Genomic DNA, 21,327 nt, shown 5'->3' on the forward strand with positions numbered 1-21,327 from the left:
GCGCTCGAAATGACATTTGTAATATGAAAACAAGTTTTGAAATTATAATAATCGGGGGAGGTTTAGCAGGCTTATGCAACGCAATTCACCTCTCTAAATTTGGCAAAAAAGTTTTGTTGATAGAAAAAAACAGCTATCCAAAACACAAAGTTTGTGGCGAATATATTTCGAATGAAGTATTATCCTATTTAGATTTTTTAAACATCAATCCATTTAATTTTGGCGCAGTTAAAATTGATGATTTTCAATTATCTACCACAAAAAATAAAGTAATTACTACAAAGTTACCTTTGGGTGGTTTTGGCATTTCACGTTACACATTAGATTTTGAACTCTATAAAAAAGCCAAAGAAAATGGTGTAGTAATATTACAAGACGCAGTAATCGATGTCAGTTTTAAAAACAATGAATTTACCATTGAAACCAAAGAAAATAAGTGTTTTAATTCTAAAATTTGTATTGGTGCTTTTGGTAAACGAAGTGTATTAGACGTAAAAATGCAGCGTGAATTTATCCAAAAAAAATCACCTTATTTGGGCGTAAAAATTCATGTGAAAGGCAATTTTCCTAAAAACAAAGTGGCATTGCACAATTTTAAAGGTGGTTATTGTGGCGTTTCTAAGGTAGAAAATGATACTATAAATCTTTGCTATATCACCAGTTTTTCAGCATTTAAAAAACACAAAAATATTAGCGATTTTCAAGAAAATATAGTTTTTAAAAATACATTTTTAAAAGAAATGTTTCAGAATGCTACCCCAGTTTGGGAGCAACCTTTGTCTATCAGTCAAATTTCTTTTGAAACTAAAAATCCTGTAGAAAATCATATATTAATGTCTGGTGATGCAGCAGGAATGATTCATCCACTTTGTGGAAATGGCATGAGTATGGCCATACAATCTGCACAAATAGCATCTAAACTGATTCTAAATTACTTAAATGACGAAATTGAATCTAGAAAAAAGCTTGAAAACCTTTATATTAGACAATGGAACAAGCAATTTAAATGGCGTTTAAAAGCAGGTTATTTTATAGCAATGTTGTTTAGGAAAGACAAAATTGCATCTTTTTTATTATCAATTTTAAAGAAAATACCTTTTTTATTGCCCATCATAATCAAACAAACGCACGGAAAACCAATCAAAAATTAATGGATTTTTTCATCAGCACAAAACAAAGAACAGACAAAGAAGAGTTGATGGACGATTTTTCGATTGGAGGCGATTTACTGCGAGATACTTTAGATAAATTAGAAAATATAAATAGGTGGTTAGGAGGAAATAAAGTAACTGTAAATGGTTTAAAAAAACTTTTAAAAAATCACCCAAAAGACAAAGAAATTACCATTGTAGATATTGGTTGTGGTCATGGAGATATTTTAAGAGATGTAGCTAAATTTGGCAGAAAACATGGATATACATTTAAATTAATTGGAATTGACGCCAACCCAACTGCGATAGATTATGCAAACGAATTGTCAGAAAAATATCCAGAATTGAGTTTTAAAACTCAAGATATTTTTTCAGAAGATTTTAAAAATAGTCAATTTGATGTAGTGTTGGCAACTTTGTTTTTACATCATTTTAAAGAAGAACAATTGGTCTCTTTTTTAAAAACTACCCTAAAACAAACAAAAATAGGTGTTGTAGTGAACGATTTACACAGGCATAAATTAGCTTACTATTTATTTTTAGTATTGTCTATTTTTATCAGTAATAAAATGATTATTGAAGATGGATTAACCTCGGTTTTAAGAGGCTTTAAAAGAAAAGATTTAGAAAGGATATCAAAAACACTTCGACAAGCTCAGTGTGACGGTTTAGAATATACTATAAAATGGAAATGGGCTTTTCGTTATTTATGGACGCTTAAAAGTTCAAAATTTTGAGTTTAAAATTTAAAGTTGGAGTCTGTTTTTGATAAAGTCATTCTCCATGAAAATCTCCGAGAATCGCTGTGAAAAAAATTTGCGATTCTCTGTGAAATAACTAAATATGAAAGTAAAAATAACAGCAGTAGCCAAACAGCTACCTAAATATTATAAAGAAACCAAAGATATTATTCCGTTTGTAAAATTATGGATGCAAAATCAGGAAGAGCGTTTTCAAAGGAAAGTAGTCAAACTTTTTGAAGGTGCAGCTGTAGACAAACGCTATTCTATTATGGATCCAGAAGAAGTTTTTACAGCCACTTCTTTCGAAGAAAAAAATAATATTTACAAGAGAGAAGTTACACAGCTTGCAGAAAAATCCTTGCAAAAATCCTTAGCAAAAGCCCATCTAAAACCCACAGATATCGATTATATTATTACTGTAAGTTGTACAGGAATTATGATTCCGTCTGTAGATGCATATCTTATTAACTCTTTGGTCATGAAGCAAGATATTGTGCGTTTGCCAGTTACAGAAATGGGTTGTGCAGCAGGCGTTTCTGGTATTATTTATGCGAAGAATTTCCTAAAAGCAAACCCCAATAAAAGAGCAGCAGTAATTGCTGTAGAAGCACCCACAGCAACCTTTCAGTTAGAAGATTTTTCGATGACAAATATTGTTTCTGCAGCTATTTTTGGTGATGGAGCTTCAGCAGTAATTTTGTCTTCTTATCAAGAAGATGAAGGCCCAACAATTATAGACGAAGCCATGTATCATTTTTACGACGCTACAAATATGATGGGTTTTAATTTGGTAAATTCAGGTTTACAAATGATTTTAGATAAGGAAGTGCCCCAAAAAATTGCAGATCATTTTCCAGCAATCATTCATCCTTTTTTAGAAAAAAATAACTTAACCATTAATGATGTAGACCACTTGATATTTCATCCAGGAGGAAAAAAAATAGTACAAACCGTAGAAGAATTATTTGGTGCTTTGGGTAAAAATATAGATGATACAAAAGAGGTTTTACGATTGTATGGCAATATGTCTAGTGCCACAGTTTTGTATGTTTTAGAACGATTTATGGATAGAAATCCGCAAAAAGGAGAACGTGGAATTATGCTAAGTTTTGGTCCTGGGTTTTCTGCGCAACGCGTATTGTTAGAGTGGTAATTTTTACCTCACAGGTTTCTTATGCTGAACTTGTTTCAGTATCTAACCTGTGAGGTCTGATAAAAAAAGAGCAAAATGAAATATGAAGTTTTAGTTGAAGATTCTTTTTACCATATTTATAATTGTGGAAATAATAAAGAGAATATATTTATAGAAGAACAAAACTATGCTTACTTTCTAAAATTAGTAAAAAAATATCTTTTAAATACTTGTGATATTTTGGCGTATTGTCTTTTGAAAAATCACTTTCACTTAATAATTAAAACGAAAGAAAATATACTATCAAAAGATATTTCTCAATCGTTCTCAAATCTTTTTAATTCATATTCAAAAAGTATTAATAAAAAATACGGTAGAAGCGGTAGCTTATTTAAAGATCGTTTTTCAAGAATAAAGTTGGATACTGAAGAATATTTGAAAAACTTAATAATTTATGTGCATTTAAACCCAAGTCATCACGAATTTATTGACGATTTTAGAAACTATAAACATTCTTCATTTAATTCAATTTTATCAGATAAACATACAAGTTTATTAAGAGAAGATGTTATAAAGATTTTTGAAGACAAACAAAATTTTATTGATTCCCATAAAATTAAAGAAGTAAGTATTTTAGAATCATTAACTTTAGAATAGTTAAAAAACAAGACCTCACAGGTTTTTAAAACCTGTGAGGTCTATTGAACAGAAAAAATGAATTCAAACCAAATCATAATAAACTTGCCATATCAAAAACCTTTTTTGTTTGTTGATGAATTGACAGAAATTTCAGAAAATGGAATTTCAGGAAATTACACTTTTAAGGAAAATGAGTTTTTTTACGAAGGTCATTTTAAACAAAATCCTATTACACCAGGTGTAATTTTAACAGAAACCATGGCGCAAATTGGTGTAGTTTGCTTGGGTGTTTTTTTACTAAAGGATGAAATATCATCCACAAAAAAACCACAAATTGCCTTAACATCAAACAATGTAGATTTTTATTTGCCAGTTTTACCCAAGGAGAAAGTAACTGTTATTTCAGAAAAAGTTTATTTTAGATTCAACAAACTAAAATGTAAAGTAAAAATGATGAATGTAAAAAACGAATTGGTTTGTAGAGGAACAATTTCAGGAATGTTAATAGTTTAGTTTATCAGACCTCACAGGTTTCAAAAACCTGTGAGGTCTAGAAATAATATAATATAAAAGAAGAGTTAAACCTGTAAAATATGCATAAAATCCGTGTAAAAAAATAATCACAAAAGATGAAAAACAGAGTCGTTATAACAGGTTTAGGAGTAGTTGCCCCAAATGGAGTAGGTTTAGAAGATTTCACGAAAGCTATAAAATCGGGTACATCAGGCATTACTTTTCATCAAAACTTAAAAGACAAAGGTTTTTCTTGTTGTATTGGCGGAATTCCAGAAGTTTCCGAAGAAAAAAAACAAGAATATTTAACACCATTACAATTAAGAGGTTTCAATTCAACTTCTATTTTATACGGAGTGATGTCTGCTGTAGACGCTTGGAAAGATGCTGGTTTTACTGTTGATGAAAACTCACCTTTAGATTACGATACAGGATTAATTTTTGGCACAGGAACCTCAGGAATTGAGAAATTTAGAGAAGCCATTTACAAAATTGATGACCAAAATGTAAGACGTTTAGGAAGCACTTCTGTTTTGCAAACCATGGCAAGTGGCGTAACAGCATATTTGGGTGGTATTTTAGGTTTGGGCAATCAAGTTACTACAAATTCATCTGCATGTACAACAGGTACAGAAGCTTTATTAATGGGTTTTGAACGCATTAAAAACGGAAAAGCAAAACGAATGTTGGTGGGCAGTACTAGCGATAGCAGTTTATACACTTGGGGTGGTTTTGATGCCATGAGAGTAATGACTTACAAACACAATGAAAGTCCGGAAAAAGGTTCAAGACCCATGAGTGAAACTGCTTCAGGATTTGTTCCAGGAAGTGGAGGAGGAGCACTTGTTTTAGAATCTTTAGAAAGTGCATTAGAAAGAAAAGCCAATATTTATGCAGAAGTTTTAGGAGGAAATATCAATGCTGGAGGACAAAGAAATGGAGGAACTTTAACAGCCCCAAATGCAGCAGCTGTTCAAAGATGTATTACAGATGCTTTAGTTGATGCCAATATTACTGCCGAAAAAATAGATGTTATAAATGGACATTTAACTGCAACTTCTAAAGATGCTTTAGAAATTGAAAATTGGACAAAATCGTTGCAAAGAAAAGGAGATAATTTTCCATTGATTAATTCTTTAAAATCTCAAGTTGGGCATTGTTTAGCTGCAGCAGGGGCTATAGAATCTGTGGCTTCTGTAATTCAAATAAAAGAGCAATTTGTGTTTCCAAATATCAATTGTGAAGACGTTCACCCAGAAATTTTAGCATTGATTAGTAGTGATAAAATTCCGACTCAAAAAATAGACACAAACATTACCATTTTAGCAAAAGCAAGTTTTGGTTTTGGTGATGTAAACGCTTGTGTTATCTTTAAGAAATATAATTAATTTATCCTTAAGACCTCATAGGTTTTTAAAACCTGTGAGGTCTGAAAATTTTCAGAATAAAATGAACAAAGAAGAAATTATACAAAAACTAACCACCATTGTAAAACCGTACGTTCAAAACGAAGAAGGTTTTAAAAACATCTCTGAAGAAACGGATTTTATCAACGATTTAGAAATAAATTCGGCGAATTTGGTAGACATTATTTTAGATGTAGAAGATGCATTCGACATTCATATCGATAACGATTCAATGGAAAAAATGCTTTCTGTAAAAGCTACAGTTGCTATTATTCAAGATAAAATGAATGCTTAGAATTGGAAATGATGTTGTAGATTTAAACCTTGCTAAAACTCAGAGCAATTGGCAACGCAGAGGTTTTTTAGAAAAATTATTTACAAAAGAAGAACAAAAAGAAATTCTCTATGCAAAGAATTCTTTTTTAAAAGTTTGGTTGTTTTGGTCTATGAAAGAAGCAGCTTACAAATGTTATACCCAACAGTTTCAAGAGCGTTTTTTTTCCCCTTTAAAATTTTCTTGTAAAACAGAAAAAATTTCTTCTGGAATTGTAACGATTGGTTTAAGAAAATATCATGTAAAATACATAATAACAAATAATTATATACATTCTGTAGCGCAAGAACGATTGTCAAATATTATGGTTGAAAATTTGTTTTTGATTGCTAATAAGAAGCATTTATCCAAAATAATTAATCATAAAATATTGTTCCATTTTGATGACGATGTGCAGCTTAAAAAAAATACAATAGGTATTCCTTTATTATATCATAACAATAAAGTATTACCAATTTCTATTTCAATATCTCATCATGGTAAATATGGCGCTTTTGTGTTTTCTTATTAATTTTAAGAATGAACTTTTAAACTACAATAAAAAGTTGTGAAGAAGTATTTACAAATAGGAGAAGAAAATGTAATTTTTTACAAGCTTAGATAGGTTTGATTTTTGATAAAATACTAATAGTTACACTAAATTATTAGTAAAATTGCTATTCATATTTTAATTATCATTTTCTCTTAAAGGAAAAAAATGTTAGATTCACAAAAAACACAATTCACAACTTATTTTTATGGTATAAGGTTCTAAAACGATTAAATGTCTTAATAAAATTTATATATTTGTAATCGATTGCACTAAATAATTGAGTAATCTTAAATTTTAATCTTATGAGAACTCCACTAATTTGCTTCATAGCCCTTTTTCTATCATTTTTTTCTAGTGCTCAATCACTTTCTATCAATAAATCTGGAGGTTGGTTAGAATCTGCTTTTGTAGAATGGCAACCTGTTGATGGTGCTTCAAGTTATAATGTTTATTTTACAGGAGCAGGAATTACAAATCGTAAGATAGACAATCAACTTATTAGATGTTATAAAGATGGAACTTATCGAGCAGATATATTAGGCTTAAAAGCGGGTAGTTATACAGTTTCTGTAGCACCAATTATTGGAAATGCAGAAGGCACAAAAACGACAACAAATTCAATTACAGTATTACCACACGACAGAGCTGGTTTTGCTTTTTCAAACAATAGACTAGCTGGAGCTTACAATTTTGATGGAACTCCTCAAGATAATGCAGTTATTTTATACATCACAGAAGAAACAAAAGACACTGTAGAACTAACCGTTTCTGGAGCAAATTCAAATCCGTGTGTTGGTTTACAAGAAATTTTAGATGGTTTTAAAAAAGGAAAAGATACTAGACCGTTAATTATTAGAATGATTGGGCAAATAACAGACCCAGCTGTTTTACAAAGTGGAGATATCGTAATCGAAAATAAAAACAATGCCAATAGTCACATAACTTTAGAAGGAGTTGGTGAAGATGCAGTTGCAGATGGTTGGGGAATTCGAATAAAAAATGCTTCTAATATAGAAATTAGAAACATTGGAAGCATGAATTGCAATAGCAATGAAGGAGACAATATTGGGCTACAACAAGGTAATGACCATATTTGGGTACATAATGTAGATTTCTTTTATGGTGATGCTGGTGGGGATTCAGACCAAGCTAAAGGAGATGGCGCATTAGACTGTAAAAGATCTAAGTATGTCACATTTTCATACAATCATTTTTGGGATTCAGGAAAATCAAACCTGTTAGGATTAAGCGAAACCCAAGGAGATCCAGAATTATTAATTACATACCACCATAATTGGTACGATCATTCAGATTCTCGTCATCCAAGAGTTCGTTATTATACTGCACATGTTTATAATAATTATTATGATGGTAATTCAAAATACGGAGTTGGCTCTACCTTAGGTTCATCCGTTTTCGTAGAAAATAATTATTTTAGAAATTGTAAATATCCAATGCTAACTTCTTTACAAGGAACAGACATTATTTCTGGAAAAGGTACTTTTTCTGGTGAAGATGGTGGAAGCATAAAAGCCTTTGGTAATACAATAATTGGTGCTTCAAGATTTGATCCTTATGGTGCAGCTGGTCCTATTAATTCTACCACAGAATTTGATGCTGTTGTTACTGCTACAAGAAATGAAACCATTCCAGGTTCTATAACTTCTAAAAAAGGAAGTAATACTTATAACAATTTTGATACGAGTGACGTGCTTTGGTATACCTATACTCCAGATTCTGCAGAAGATGCAAAAACTAAAGTAATGCAATTTTCTGGACGTATGAATGGGGGAGATTTTAATTGGACTTTTGATCAAGCAGAAGATGATACTTCTTATAGTGTAAACCAACCTTTAAAATCGGCATTAATAAATTATACTACAAATTTAGTTTGTGTGCAAGGAGTAAGTGAGCCACCAAGCAGTCAAACTCTTACAGTATCAACAGCAAATGCAGATCAAGCTGTAATTGATGGAAATAGCATTCAAAACATTGTATTTACTTGGGGAGGCACAGCAACTGATGCAACTGTAACAGGTTTACCATCATCAGGAATTACATTTGTAAAAAACACGAATGCAAAAACTATCACCATTTCTGGAACACCAACTGCAGATGTAACTTACACTGTAGCAACCTCAGGTAATTCAGGAACATCAACTGCAATTACAGGAAATATTACAGTGGGTACTATATCAACAGAAGATCAAATTCATAATTTTACAGAATCTGGTAAAGAAAGTGATTTTTATAACATTACAGGAAACCTTTCCACGTCAAAAGGTGATGTAAATTACAACGGATTAACGCTAACACAGTGTTTAAAAATAGAGTCTAGTACAAACATTACGTTTACTGCTCAAACATCAGGAACGTTAACATTAGTTTTTAATGAGGGAGTTTCAGGTTCAATTAGAATTGATGGAAATGATGAGGATTTCTCTGGAGGAGTTCTTACATTAACATTATCTCAAGGAGCGCATACAATTAGTAAAGATGTTACGTTAAACTTATATTATATGTCTTTTGAAAATTCATCATTAAATGTAGAAAAAAATTCAAAAGCCTTTGATATTAGAATGTATCCGAATCCTGTAACGCATCACTTAAACTTTTCATCAGACCTAAATATTACCAAGATAGAAGTTTATAATATGTTGGGTGTTTTAGTAAAAAAGAGTAAAAACGAAACTAAAAGTGTTGATATGAGTAACTTAAGTAAAGCTACTTATATTGTTAAGGTTTTTACTGATAAAGGTGTCAAGAAAAGAGTGATAATTAAAAAATAATTAGAAAAATATAAATAATGCAGAAAAAAGTAATTTTAACTTTACTTATTTTAATCACATGTCAAATAAATTATGGTCAAGAACTTGCTTTTCCTACAGCAGAAGGTTATGGTAGATATGCTACTGGAGGACGTGGAGGTTTAACATATGTTGTTACAAACTTAAACGATGATGGTGAAGGAAGTCTAAGAAAAGGAATCGTAAAAAAAGGAACAAGAACCATAGTGTTTGCGGTTTCAGGAACTATTGAATTAAAATCGAAATTAGACGTAAATAAAAAGAAAGGAAACTTAACTATTCTAGGACAAACAGCTCCAGGAGAAGGTATCACTTTAAAAGGATATCCGTTTACAATTAAAGCAGACAATGTAATTGTAAGGTATTTACGTTTTAGAATGGGAGACGAAACTAAAATTCAAGGAGATGCTCTTGGGGTTAATAATGCAAAAAATGTTATCATAGATCATTGTTCCATAAGTTGGGGTACAGATGAAAATGCTTCATTTTACAACAATAGTAACTTTACTTTACAGTGGTGCATTATTTCAGAAGCATTAAACAACTCAATTCATAAAAAAGGAGCTCATGGTTATGGAGGTATTTGGGGTGGTGTCAACGCCTCTTTTCATCATAATTTAATTGCAAATAACAACAGTAGAAATCCAAGATTTAGTGGTTCTAAAACAACCAAAAATTCGGAAAATGAGTTTGTAGATTTTAGGAATAATGTGATTTATAATTGGGGAGACAATAATATTTATGGTGGAGAAAACGGCACGTACAATATTGTAAATAATTATTTTAAATCAGGTCCAGCATCTACCTCATCTAAATTAGATAGAATTGTTGGTCCTTCTAAACCTTATGGTAAATTTTATGTAGACGGAAACTTTGTTTATGGATATAAGGAAATTTCAAAAGATAATTGGAAAGGTGGTGTACAATGTGATAATCCAGAAGAAGTAAAATTAAATCAAGAGATAAATAACGCTAACAATATAAAAACACAAACAGCTTATAAAGCTTATTTGGAAGTATTAAAAAATGCCGGCGCAAATATTTATAGAGATGCTGTAGATACAAGAGTTATTCACAATACTAAAGAGGGTAAAGTAAGCTTTAAAAACGGAATTATAGATTCTCAAGAAGAAGTTGGTGGTTGGCCAACAATAAAAAGTGAAACGGGAAAATTAGACTCAGATGAAGATGGGATTCCAGATGATTGGGAAATTGAAAATAATTTAGATCCCAAAAAGAAAGATTCTAATTTACATACATTAGATAAAACGTACACAAACATTCAGGTGTATGCTAATTCATTTATTTCTACAACATTTACATTAAAGGAGATTAACGGACAATCTTACCATTACATAGTTGATGCAAAAGGAAATGGAGATTTTTTTTCTGTTCAAGACGCAATTGATGCTGTACCAAATTTTAGAAAAAAAGAAACTAAAATTTATATAAAAACAGGAACTTACAAAGAAAAATTAGTTTTACCAGCATCTAAAACCAATGTTACTTTTATTGGAGAAAATAAAGAAAACACCATTTTAACTTTTGATGATTTTGCCCAAAAGCAAAATAAATTTGGTGAAGAAATGGGTACAACAGGTTCTTCCTCTTTTTTTGTTTTTGGTAATAATTTTACAGCTAAAAACATTACATTTCAAAATAGTGCAGGTCCTGTTGGACAAGCAGTTGCTGTAAGAGTAGATGGCGATAAAATAATTTTCGAAAACTGTAAATTTTTAGGCAATCAAGACACACTTTATTTACATGCAAAAAATAGCAGACAATATTACAAAGACTGTTATATAGAAGGCACTGTAGATTTTATTTTTGGTTCTTCTACAGGTTTCTTCGAGAATTGTACAATTTACTGTAAAAACAAAGGTTATATAACTGCAGCATCAACTAAAGAAGATACAACTTACGGTTTAATTTTTAAAAATTGTAAGGTAATTGGTTCTGCTGAAGAAAACACCTATTATTTAGGAAGACCTTGGCGTGATTATGCAAAAACAATTTGGATAGATTGTTTTTTAGATAAACATATAAAACCAGAAGGCTGGCATAATTGGAATAAGCCAAAAGCGGAAACAACTTCTTTTTATGCAGAATACAATTCTAAAGGTCCAGGAGCTTCTAATAATAGAGTAAATTGGGCAAAAGAGCTATCAGAAAATCGTGCGAAATTTTTAACAAAAGAGAATGTATTAAAAGGATCAGACAATTGGATTCCTAGTAATTAATATTAAAAAAACATCATTAATCAAATTAAAAGAAAACTAATGAAACTAATAAAATCGAGCTTATTAAACGCAGTACTCGCAATTACAGTATTTTCTGCATTTCTAATTTCCTGTAAACAAGAGACAGAGAAAAAAGCAGATGCTTTTGATGAAGCAGATAAAATCATTCAAAGCATAAACATCAAACAGTTCGATAATCTAACATTAAATATTAAAGATTTAGGTGCTGTAGCAGATGCTAAAACGTTAAACACAAAAATTATTAATGCAGCAATAGATTCTTGTAATACTGCTGGTGGAGGTAAAGTAATCATTCCTTCAGGTGATTTTTTAACAGGACCTATAGTATTAAAAAGTAACGTAACACTTCATTTAGAAGAAGGTGCAAATGTACTTTTTTCTACAAATCCTGATGAATATTTACCTGTGGTTCATACTTCTTACGAAGGTGTAGAATTGATGAATTACTCACCATTAATAAGAGCTTACAAACAAAAAAACATTGCAGTTACAGGTAAAGGAACTTTAAATGGTCAAGCAGATAACAATAACTGGTGGCCTTGGGTTGGTAAAGAAAGATATGGATGGAAAGAAGGTACACTAAACCAACGTGATTCTATAAACTTACCAACTTTAAGAAAGATGAATGAAGATAATACTCCAATTTCTGAAAGAGTTTTTGGTAAAGGATTCCAATTTCGTCCTACATTTTTCGAACCTTTTGAATGTGAAAACGTTTTGTTAGAAGGTGTTACTATAAAAAATGCTCCTTTTTGGGTGATTCATCCTTTAAAATGTAATTATGTTAGAGTTGATGGAGTAACTGTAGACAGTCATGGACCAAATAACGACGGTTGTGACCCAGAATATTCTAAAAATGTACACATTACCAATTGTAAATTTAATACAGGTGATGATTGTATCGCTATAAAATCTGGAAGAAATAACGATGGAAGGCGCGTTAAAATTCCAAGTGAAAACATTGTTGTAGAAAATTGTGAAATGAAAGATGGTCATGGAGGTGTTGTTTTAGGTAGTGAAATTTCTGCAGGCGTTAGAAATGTATATGTACGAAATTGTAATATGGATAGCCCGAATTTAGATAGAGCTATCAGAATAAAAACAAATACCTTAAGAGGTGGTTTTGTAGAAAATGTTTATGTAAAAAACATTAAAGTTGGGCAAGTAAAAGAGGCACTTTTAAGAATTAATACGTATTATGGAACCTACGCAAACCAAGAAGGAGAATTTGTACCGTCTATTAAAAATATTTACTTAGAAGATATCACAGTAGAAAATAGTGGTAAATATGGTCTTTTAATTAAAGGAAGAGAACAAATTCCTGTAGAAAATGTATCGTTAACCAATGTGCATATAAAAAATGCAAAAACCCCTATGTCTGTTGAGAATTCTCAACCTGTTATTTTCAACAATTCAACAATAAACGGAAAACAATATTAAAATTTAATTATGAAAAAATTAATCATTCTTTCCCTTTCATTTTTAGCTTTTTACGCTTGTAAAAAAAACAATGAAACAGCAAAAACAGATACAAATTCATCACCTAAAACCTATGCAGAAATTTCAATTGCACAAGGAGGAGAATGGGTAGATGGACCAAGAGGACACAAAGAATATAAAAACGGAACTTCTTTTAAAAATGTAACTGAATTTAATGTTCCAGAACAGCATACAGATCATTCTTGGTATGTTCGTTATGAAGGTCCTGGTTGGGAAAACAGCAAAGTTGGCTATCGTTTGTATTTAGATTGGAGAAATGCTATTGATATTTTTGGAAAAAAAGTAGATTCTTTGGTGTTGCCTTATGTAGGTCAAAATGGATTTGATTCTTATCATGAACCTTCAGCTTGGGGACAAGATATCTTAAAAGCTGGAAAATCTATGGGAATTGGTGGTTTTGGTAGATTAGTTTCTGATACCATTGTGCATTTTAGAGAAGTTGAAAATACAATAGCTACTATAGAAAACACTAAAAATAGTGCTGCTGTAAATATCCATTATAAAAACTGGAAAACAGGTAATGATAGTATTGATTTAAAAGCAAAACTATCTATTTTTCAAGAAGACCGTTTTACAAAAGCAGAGTTAACTCCTTCTAAAGAAATTTCAGGAATTTCTACAGGAATTGTAATTGCTAAAGGAATTGATGTTATCAAAAAAGAAGGATCAAAATGGGCTTACATTGCAACGTATGGCAAACAAACATTAGCAAGTCCTCCAGATAATTTAGGAATGGCACTTTTTTATAATTTAGAAGAAGTAGAGTCTCAAACGTTAGGAGAACATGATCATTTGGTTACTTTTAAACCATCAACTAAAACAGTAACCTATTATTTTTTAGGCGCTTGGGAACAAGAACTAGGTGGCATAAAAACAGAAGCTGAATTTAAGACCTATTTAGATGGATTATTAAATGAATTGAATTCTAAAAACACTTTATAATGAAAACAATTCCTAAGAATTTTTCAATTATAATGCTTTGTTTTGCGATGCAAATCACATCAGCTCAAGAGAAAACTTACACCATAGAGGAATGCGTTAATACGTTCTCTGAAGAAAAAACAGTTCCAACCAAAGTAGGCTATCAATATTGGTTTGCGGATAAAGATTTTTTAGATGGAAGAACCATTAAAATGAGTGTTGTTGCGCCAAGGAAATCCACGCATGCACCTCACAAACATGTAGAAGATGAATTTTTCTATGTGTTAGAAGGTACTGCAAAATTCTTTTTAGATGGTAAAGAAGTTGTTGTAGAAGCAAATACCAGTTTGTATTGTCCTTCGTGGAGTATGCACGGCATTAGTAATGCAGGTGATACCGAATTAAAATATTTAGTGATTAAAAAATACGAAAAAAAATAAAGATGAAAAATATAGCACTTGCAGTAATATTAGCATTAGGTTTTCTTACCAGTTGTAAAGAAGAAAAGAAACGAACTGAGAAAACACCTGCAGCTAAAAAAGAAATTTCAGAAAACTTAAAATGGTCGGAAAGAATGATGCTTTCAGAAATTAAACGTTTTCCAGAAGCAACTAAATTAGATTTCTCTAAAAAACCAAGATGGACCTACACTCCTGGTTTAGTTTTAAGTGCTTGTATAAAGGTTTATCAAGAAACAAACAAGCAAAAATATTACGACTATATATATGATTATGCAGATTTTTTAATTGATAGTACAGGTACAATTAATACCTACAAATTATCAAATCAAAATTTAGATATGATAAAATCTGGTGATGTTTTATTGTACTTATACCCAAAAACAAAAGAAGAACGTTTTCTAAAAGCAATAGAAACTTTAAATAGTCAATTAGAAACTCAACCAAGAACTTCAGATGGAGGTTATTGGCACAAAAAAAGATACCCATTTCAAATGTGGTTAGATGGTTTGTACATGGCAGAACCTTTTCATACGCGTTATGCAAAAGAATATGTAGAGGATGAAGCTAAACAACAAAAAATATATGATGATGTGGTGCTTCAATTCGATTTAATTGAAAAACACAGTCGTGATGAAAAAACAGGATTGTATTACCATGGTTGGGATGAAAGCAAAGAACAAAAATGGGCAAATAAAGAAACTGGTAACTCAGCAAATTTCTGGTCTAGAGGAATGGGCTGGTATGGAATGGCAATGGTAGATGTATTAGATTTCTTACCAGAAAATCATCCTGGAAGAGCAAAAATTATTGGATATTTAAATCAATATGCAGAGGCAATTACAAAAGTTCAAGATGAATCTGGTTTGTGGTGGCAAGTTATCGATCAAGCAAACAGAGAAGGTAATTATTTGGAAGCTACAGGTACATCAATGTTTGTATACACTTTTGCAAAAGGCGTAAACAAAGGATATTTACCAGCTAAATATTTAGAAATTGCGAATAAAGGATATGATGCACTAATTAACGACTTAATAAAAGTTGAAGAAAATGGAGTGGTTAATCTTACAAAATGTTGTGCAGTTGCAGGTTTAGGAGGTAATCCTTACAGAGATGGTACTTATGAATATTATATCAATGAAACCATAAGAGCTAACGATCCAAAAGGAACAGGGCCATTTATTTTAGCAAGTTTAGAGTTAAATAGATAATAATGAAATATTTATCAGCATTTTTACTAATATTTTTTTCAGCCTTTATTTTTGCCCAAAAACCCTATGTTTCTGAGGTTTGGGTTGCAGATAATGGAGATGGAACTTATAAAAACCCAATAATTCATTCCGATTATTCAGATCCAGATGTTGTAAGAATTGGTGATGATTATTTTATGACAGCATCAAGTTTTAATGCAGCTCCAGGTTTACCCATATTGCATTCGAAAGACATGATAAACTGGAAATTGGTTAATTATGCTTTAAAAGAACAAGTGCCAACAGACGTTTTTAAGGTGCCACAACATGGTAATGGGGTTTGGGCACCAAGCATACGCTATCATAATAATGAGGTTTATATTTATTGGGGAGATCCAGATTTCGGAATTTATATGGTTAAAACCAAAGATCCTTTATCAGATTGGGAAAAACCAGTTTTAGTGATGGCAGGAAAAGGATTGATTGATCCTTCTCCACTTTGGGATGATAATGGTGATGCTTATTTAGTACATGCTTATGCAGGCAGCAGAAGAGGCGTAAAAAGTTTATTAACCGTAAATAAAATGAATCCTGAAGGCACCAAAGTTTTAGATGCTGGAATTCATGTTTTTGATGGACATGAAAATCACTCTACAGTTGAAGGTTCTAAATTCTATAAAAGAAATGGCTATTATTACATTTTTGCTCCAGCAGGTGGTGTTGCCACAGGTTGGCAATTGGTTTTAAGATCTAAAAACATTTATGGTCCTTATGAAGAAAAAGTTGTTTTAGAACAAGGATCAACAAAAATTAACGGTCCACATCAAGGGGCTTATGTAGAAACTCCAAATGGAGAATCTTGGTTTTATCATTTTCAAGATGTAGGTGCGTATGGTAGAATTGTACATTTACAACCCATGACTTGGAAAAATGATTGGCCTGTAATGGGTAAAGATTTTGATGGAAATGGAATAGGAGAACCTGTTGCATCACATAAAAAACCAAATATCAATAAAAAGTATCCCATAGAAACACCAGTAGAAACTGATAATTTTAACGGTTTTAACATTGGTTTACAATGGCAGTGGCAAGCAAACCCAGATGTGGTTTGGCATGCAAAATTGCCTGGTAATAATTTTTTAAGATTGTTTTCAATAAAAGTTCCAAAAGAATTCCCTAATCTTTGGAACACCCCCAACATACTTTTACAAAAATTTCCTGCACCAAATTTTACGGCAACTACACAAATAAAATTGGTGCCAGAAGAAGTTAAAGAAGGCAAATCTGCAGGAATTATTGTAATGGGAATGGATTATGCCACTTTATCAATTACACATGATAAAAATGGATTTTACATTCAGCAAAAAGAAGCCATCAATGCTATAAAAGGAGCTAAAGAAGTGGTGAACGAAGAAAAACGTTTGCAAACTGATACTGTCTTTTTTAAAGTTGAAGTAACTGCTCCTGATGCAATGTGTCAATTTTTGTTTTCTGAAAATGGTAAAAGGTTTAAAAAGATAGGAAAACCCTTTAAAGCAAAAGAAGGAAAATGGATTGGTGCAAAAATTGGTTTATTTTCTATCAGCACAGAAGAAGCAAAAAGAGGAAGTTATGCAGATGTTTCTTTTTTTAAAATCACAAAATAAAGGTTCTTTAAGCAGCATTTAAAAAGATGAATAAAAAGATACGTTTAACTTTACCAATATTGTTTTTTTCTTTAATGATTATTGCACAAAAAACAATTCCACTTTGGCCTGAAGGTAAAATGCCAAATTCAAAAGGTTTAACGTTAGAACATATTGAAGAGCGAGAACGTATTACTCAAGTTTCAGAACCTAAAATACTCGCATTTTTTCCTCCAAAAGAAGAGCAAAATGGCAGTAGTATTTTAATTTTACCTTCTGGAGGTTATCGAAAATTGACTTATAATTTAGGTGGAATTCAATTAGCCAAATGGTACAACACGCAAGGTATAACAGCATTTGTATTGTTTTATCGTTTACCAAATTCTCCTGATTTATTAATTAGTGAAAATGGCCCAATTCAAGATACACAGCGTGCCATGAAATTGATACGGTCTAATGCTAAAAAATGGAATTTAAATAGTAATAAACTCGGTATTTATGGTTCTTCTGCAGGTGGTCATTTAGCCACAACAATTGCAACGCATTCAGAAGACCTTTCCAAAATAAATGATGAAATTGATGATTATTCTTTTCATCCAGATTTTATGGTATTGGTATCTCCAGTAATTAGTTTTGGAAAATATACCCACAAAGGGAGTCTTAAAAATTTTCTTGGAGATCATGCCACAAAGGATAATATTTACAAGTATTCCAACGAGTTTCATGTATCAGAAAAAACACCACCTACAATTTTATTTCACGCCCAAAATGACAATGCAGTAAATTGTATGAATAGTATTTTGTATTATCAAGCAATGCTTAAAAATGATGTAAAAGGATCTTTACATGTTTTTCCAAAAGGAGGTCATAAAATTGGTATTTACAATTCCTCTGAAGTTACTGAACTTTGGAAAACGATTTCTACCAATTGGTTAAAAGAAATAGCGGTTATTTCTAAAAATTAAAATGTTTAATGCTCTTAATATTAGATGAAAAAACTTATAGTTTTATTACTAATTGCTCTCTTTTTCTCTTGTGAAGAGAAAAATAATACCCAAACATCTAACAATTTATTGTGGTATAAAAAAGCAGCAAGTAACTGGAATGAGGCTTTACCTATAGGAAATGGACGAATTGGAGGCATGCTTTTTGGTGGTGTAGAATCTGATAAAATTCAATTGAATGAAGAAACTGTTTGGGCAGGAGAACCAGGAAACAACATACCAAAAGAGTATTATAAAGAGATTGAAGATATAAGGGCTTTATTGTTTAGCGGAAAATACAAAGAAGCTCAAGACATGTCAAACGAAGTGTTTCCTAGAAGAGCTAGCGAAGACAATAATTACGGGATGCCATACCAAACAGTTGGCTATTTAAATTTGAATTTTGTAAACCATCAAAATAATAAAAATTACAAAAGAACTTTAGACATAGAAAATGCTGTTTCTACAGTTACCTATTCAATAAATGAAATAGATTATAAAAGAGAATATTTTGTTTCCTATCCAGACCAAATTATGGTAGTGCATCTTACTGCAAGTAAACCCAAAAGTTTGAGCTTTAATATTTCTATGGACAGCCCACAAATTAAACATGATGTTTCCTATAATAATGGTATCATTACCCTATCTGGAACAAGTGGAAATTTTGATAATAAAGAAGGAAAAATAAAGTTTACAACATTAGTGGCTCCAAAACTGGTTGGAGGAGAATTGATAGAAAACAAAGAAAATATTGAAATAAAAAATGCAGATGAAGTAACTTTACTAGTAAGTATTGGCACCAATTTTAAAAATTATAAAGACCTTAATAATTCTGCTACAGAAACTGCAAAAAAACATTTAGAACAGAATCAATCAAAATCTTTTACCACACTTAAAAAAAATCATATAGATGATTACCAAAATCTTTTTAATCGTGTTTCTCTAAAGTTAGATGACAACAAAAATGATACAATACCAACAAATAAACGATTAGAAAATTTTGCTACTACTGAAGATTTATCATTAGTTTCTTTATACTTTCAATTTGGTCGTTATTTATTGATTTCTAGCTCAAGACCTGGAGGACAACCTGCAAATTTACAAGGTATTTGGAATCAGAAATTATCACCTCCATGGGATAGTAAATACACTGTAAATATTAACACAGAAATGAATTATTGGCCAGCAGAGGTTACTAATCTTTCAGAATTACATCAGCCTTTATTTTCAATGTTAGAAGATTTATCTGTAACAGGTCAAGAGAGTGCAAAAAAAATGTATAAAGCACGTGGTTGGAATATACATCATAACACTGATATATGGAGAATTTCAGGAATTGTAGATGGTGGTTTTTATGGTTTTTGGCCTATGGGTGGTGCATGGTTGAGTCAACATTTATGGCAACATTATTTGTTTACTGGAAATACTGAATTTTTAAAAAAATACTACCCAATTTTAAAGGGTAAAGCACAGTTTTATGCTGATGTTTTACAAGAAGAACCAGAAAATAATTGGTTAGTTGTGTCACCATCTATGTCACCAGAAAATAAGTATATGGATGGAGTTGGTGTAACTTATGGAACCACTATGGACAATCAATTGGTATTCGATGTTTTTAGTAATGCTATAAATGCATCAAAAATATTAGGTGTAGATGCTGAATTTGCAAATACCCTAAAAGAATTAAAAAAACGTTTGCCTCCTATGCAAATAGGCCAACACAATCAACTGCAAGAATGGATCAAAGATTGGGATAAAAAAGGGAATAAACATCGTCATATTTCACATCTTTATGGATTATATCCATCTGCACAAATATCACCATTTAAAAACCCTGAGTTATTTAAAGCTGCAGAACAAACTTTAGAATATAGAGGAGATGTTTCTACAGGTTGGTCTATGGGTTGGAAAGTGAATTTCTGGGCACGTATGCTTAATGGTAACAGAGCTTATAAACTTATAAAAACACAATTAACTTTGGTAGAAGGTGATACAAAATCTGGAGGAACATATCCAAATTTATTTGATGCTCATCCACCTTTTCAAATTGATGGAAATTTTGGTTGTACTTCTGGTATTGCAGAAATGTTATTGCAATCTCATGATGAAGCCTTACATCTATTACCTGCACTACCAAGCACTTGGAGTAAAGGTGAAGTAAAAGGATTAAAAGCGAGAGGTGGTTTTGAAATTGATTTAAATTGGGATAACAACCATTTGAATTTTGTTAAAATTAAATCAGAATTAGGAGGAAATTTAAGAATAAGAACAGCTGATATTTTAGTCGGTTCTAAACGAAATGTATTAACCAAAGCTTCAGGAGAAAACAAAAATACATTTTACCAAACACCAGATATTAAAACACCTCTAATTTCTGAAAAAGCTACAATAAATCCTTTAGAACTTGAACAATATCATATGTATGATATTAAAACTGAAAAAGGAAAAGTGTATGAGTTTCATATTAAAAAATAAAATAATGAATACTAAAATTTCAACCTTTAGTTTAGCATTATTATGCTTACTAAATTTTGCTTCATGTAACACAAATAATCAACAGAAAACTTCAGTTGAAAAAGCATCTAAAATTACCAAGATGTATTTAATTGGTGATTCTACGATGGCAGATTATTCGCTAGAAAGTAATTATATGAAAAACAAATACCCAAAAACAGGTTGGGGGCAAGTTTTTCAATCTTTTATGGCTGCAGATAGTATAAAAAAAATACAAGCTTTAATTAAAACGGATAGTGTTGTAGTAGATGATAGAGCAAAAGGAGGACGAAGTACAAGAACTTTTTTCCAAGAAGGAAGATGGAGATCAGTGTTCGAAAATTTAAAAAAGGATGATATTGTAATCATGCAATTTGGTCATAATGATGCTTCTGTAAAACATCAAGAACGTTATGTAAATATAGAAGGCTATAAAGAGTTTTTAAGACTGTATGTTAGCCAAACTAGAGAAAAAGGAGCTACACCTATTATTTTAACGCCTGTAGCTAGAAACTACCCTTGGAAAGACGATAAATTAGGAAATGTTCATGGAGATTATGATACAGCTCCAAAAGAAATCGCAAAAGAAATGAATGTTTTTTTAATCGATTTAAATAAAAAATCTAGAGCTCTTTTTAC

Annotated in this window: 18 protein-coding genes; all 18 read left to right on the forward strand. The window is 31.2% G+C overall.

Annotated features, from left to right (window positions below; all coding sequences use genetic code 11):
* Positions 1 to 23 precede the first annotated feature (23 nt).
* The gene (locus tag ACTG3V_RS07515) at positions 24 to 1,151 is read left to right on the forward strand and encodes an NAD(P)/FAD-dependent oxidoreductase (RefSeq protein WP_439131539.1); all 1,128 of its coding nucleotides are present in this window, start codon (positions 24 to 26) and stop codon (positions 1,149 to 1,151) included.
* Positions 1,151 to 1,888: a methyltransferase domain-containing protein gene (locus ACTG3V_RS07520; protein ID WP_439131540.1), complete on the forward strand. Its 738-nt coding sequence runs from the start codon at positions 1,151 to 1,153 to the stop codon at positions 1,886 to 1,888. The genes ACTG3V_RS07515 and ACTG3V_RS07520 overlap by 1 nt, the downstream gene beginning before the upstream one ends.
* A 106-nt stretch (positions 1,889 to 1,994) precedes the next feature.
* Complete coding sequence (locus ACTG3V_RS07525) at positions 1,995 to 3,047, forward strand: type III polyketide synthase (RefSeq protein ID WP_439131541.1); 1,053 nt, start codon at positions 1,995 to 1,997, stop codon at positions 3,045 to 3,047.
* Between the two features lie 75 nt (positions 3,048 to 3,122).
* Positions 3,123 to 3,683 (forward strand): transposase, encoded by a 561-nt coding sequence (locus ACTG3V_RS07530; protein WP_439131542.1) that lies wholly within the window; start codon positions 3,123 to 3,125, stop codon positions 3,681 to 3,683.
* Between the two features lie 57 nt (positions 3,684 to 3,740).
* Positions 3,741 to 4,178, forward strand: coding sequence for a 3-hydroxyacyl-ACP dehydratase FabZ family protein (locus ACTG3V_RS07535; RefSeq protein WP_439131543.1), 438 nt, complete (start codon positions 3,741 to 3,743; stop codon positions 4,176 to 4,178).
* Between the two features lie 116 nt (positions 4,179 to 4,294).
* Entirely contained in the window at positions 4,295 to 5,566 is a 1,272-nt protein-coding gene (locus ACTG3V_RS07540) for a beta-ketoacyl-[acyl-carrier-protein] synthase family protein (RefSeq protein WP_439131544.1), read from the forward strand.
* 61 nt (positions 5,567 to 5,627) lie between these two features.
* Positions 5,628 to 5,879 carry an acyl carrier protein gene (locus ACTG3V_RS07545; RefSeq protein ID WP_439129204.1) on the forward strand — a complete coding sequence of 84 codons (252 nt, stop codon included), beginning with the start codon at positions 5,628 to 5,630 and terminating at the stop codon, positions 5,877 to 5,879.
* Positions 5,872 to 6,429 (forward strand): 4'-phosphopantetheinyl transferase family protein, encoded by a 558-nt coding sequence (locus ACTG3V_RS07550; RefSeq protein ID WP_439131545.1) that lies wholly within the window; start codon positions 5,872 to 5,874, stop codon positions 6,427 to 6,429. The genes ACTG3V_RS07545 and ACTG3V_RS07550 overlap by 8 nt, the downstream gene beginning before the upstream one ends.
* A 323-nt stretch (positions 6,430 to 6,752) precedes the next feature.
* On the forward strand, positions 6,753 to 9,239 hold the full coding sequence (locus ACTG3V_RS07555; RefSeq protein WP_439131546.1) for a pectate lyase family protein: 2,487 nt from the start codon (positions 6,753 to 6,755) through the stop codon (positions 9,237 to 9,239).
* Positions 9,240 to 9,256: 17 nt separating this feature from the next.
* A complete protein-coding gene (locus ACTG3V_RS07560; RefSeq protein ID WP_439131547.1) occupies positions 9,257 to 11,497 on the forward strand; it encodes a pectinesterase family protein in 2,241 nt (746 codons plus the stop codon).
* Positions 11,498 to 11,536: 39 nt separating this feature from the next.
* Entirely contained in the window at positions 11,537 to 12,958 is a 1,422-nt protein-coding gene (locus ACTG3V_RS07565; protein WP_439131548.1) for a glycoside hydrolase family 28 protein, read from the forward strand.
* A 9-nt stretch (positions 12,959 to 12,967) separates the two neighbouring features.
* Positions 12,968 to 13,960, forward strand: a complete 993-nt coding sequence (locus ACTG3V_RS07570) for a DUF4861 family protein (protein WP_439131549.1) — start codon at positions 12,968 to 12,970, stop codon at positions 13,958 to 13,960.
* A complete protein-coding gene (locus tag ACTG3V_RS07575) occupies positions 13,960 to 14,379 on the forward strand; it encodes a cupin domain-containing protein (RefSeq protein ID WP_439131550.1) in 420 nt (139 codons plus the stop codon). The genes ACTG3V_RS07570 and ACTG3V_RS07575 overlap by 1 nt, the downstream gene beginning before the upstream one ends.
* A 2-nt stretch (positions 14,380 to 14,381) precedes the next feature.
* A complete protein-coding gene (locus tag ACTG3V_RS07580) occupies positions 14,382 to 15,608 on the forward strand; it encodes a glycoside hydrolase family 88/105 protein (RefSeq protein WP_439131551.1) in 1,227 nt (408 codons plus the stop codon).
* A gap of 2 nt (positions 15,609 to 15,610) precedes the next feature.
* Positions 15,611 to 17,233 carry a glycoside hydrolase family 43 protein gene (locus ACTG3V_RS07585; RefSeq protein ID WP_439131552.1) on the forward strand — a complete coding sequence of 541 codons (1,623 nt, stop codon included), beginning with the start codon at positions 15,611 to 15,613 and terminating at the stop codon, positions 17,231 to 17,233.
* Between the two features lie 26 nt (positions 17,234 to 17,259).
* Complete coding sequence (locus ACTG3V_RS07590; protein ID WP_439131553.1) at positions 17,260 to 18,177, forward strand: alpha/beta hydrolase; 918 nt, start codon at positions 17,260 to 17,262, stop codon at positions 18,175 to 18,177.
* A gap of 24 nt (positions 18,178 to 18,201) precedes the next feature.
* The gene (locus ACTG3V_RS07595) at positions 18,202 to 20,670 is read left to right on the forward strand and encodes a glycoside hydrolase family 95 protein (protein ID WP_439131554.1); all 2,469 of its coding nucleotides are present in this window, start codon (positions 18,202 to 18,204) and stop codon (positions 20,668 to 20,670) included.
* Positions 20,671 to 20,674: 4 nt separating this feature from the next.
* Positions 20,675 to 21,327, forward strand: a 653-nt coding sequence (locus ACTG3V_RS07600; RefSeq protein ID WP_439131556.1) for a rhamnogalacturonan acetylesterase, incomplete at its 3' end; no start/stop codon positions are given.

Origin of the sequence: Polaribacter sp. (assembly GCF_965660385.1) — a bacterium.
Classification (GTDB): domain Bacteria; phylum Bacteroidota; class Bacteroidia; order Flavobacteriales; family Flavobacteriaceae; genus Polaribacter.

Coding starts and splice junctions, on each gene's coding strand:
- ACTG3V_RS07515 (WP_439131539.1), top strand. CDS start 24: ATGAAAACAAGTTTTGAAATTATAATAATCGGGGGAGGTTTAGCAGGC.
- ACTG3V_RS07520 (WP_439131540.1), top strand. CDS start 1,151: ATGGATTTTTTCATCAGCACAAAACAAAGAACAGACAAAGAAGAGTTG.
- ACTG3V_RS07525 (WP_439131541.1), top strand. CDS start 1,995: ATGAAAGTAAAAATAACAGCAGTAGCCAAACAGCTACCTAAATATTAT.
- ACTG3V_RS07530 (WP_439131542.1), top strand. CDS start 3,123: ATGAAATATGAAGTTTTAGTTGAAGATTCTTTTTACCATATTTATAAT.
- ACTG3V_RS07535 (WP_439131543.1), top strand. CDS start 3,741: ATGAATTCAAACCAAATCATAATAAACTTGCCATATCAAAAACCTTTT.
- ACTG3V_RS07540 (WP_439131544.1), top strand. CDS start 4,295: ATGAAAAACAGAGTCGTTATAACAGGTTTAGGAGTAGTTGCCCCAAAT.
- ACTG3V_RS07545 (WP_439129204.1), top strand. CDS start 5,628: ATGAACAAAGAAGAAATTATACAAAAACTAACCACCATTGTAAAACCG.
- ACTG3V_RS07550 (WP_439131545.1), top strand. CDS start 5,872: ATGCTTAGAATTGGAAATGATGTTGTAGATTTAAACCTTGCTAAAACT.
- ACTG3V_RS07555 (WP_439131546.1), top strand. CDS start 6,753: ATGAGAACTCCACTAATTTGCTTCATAGCCCTTTTTCTATCATTTTTT.
- ACTG3V_RS07560 (WP_439131547.1), top strand. CDS start 9,257: ATGCAGAAAAAAGTAATTTTAACTTTACTTATTTTAATCACATGTCAA.
- ACTG3V_RS07565 (WP_439131548.1), top strand. CDS start 11,537: ATGAAACTAATAAAATCGAGCTTATTAAACGCAGTACTCGCAATTACA.
- ACTG3V_RS07570 (WP_439131549.1), top strand. CDS start 12,968: ATGAAAAAATTAATCATTCTTTCCCTTTCATTTTTAGCTTTTTACGCT.
- ACTG3V_RS07575 (WP_439131550.1), top strand. CDS start 13,960: ATGAAAACAATTCCTAAGAATTTTTCAATTATAATGCTTTGTTTTGCG.
- ACTG3V_RS07580 (WP_439131551.1), top strand. CDS start 14,382: ATGAAAAATATAGCACTTGCAGTAATATTAGCATTAGGTTTTCTTACC.
- ACTG3V_RS07585 (WP_439131552.1), top strand. CDS start 15,611: ATGAAATATTTATCAGCATTTTTACTAATATTTTTTTCAGCCTTTATT.
- ACTG3V_RS07590 (WP_439131553.1), top strand. CDS start 17,260: ATGAATAAAAAGATACGTTTAACTTTACCAATATTGTTTTTTTCTTTA.
- ACTG3V_RS07595 (WP_439131554.1), top strand. CDS start 18,202: ATGAAAAAACTTATAGTTTTATTACTAATTGCTCTCTTTTTCTCTTGT.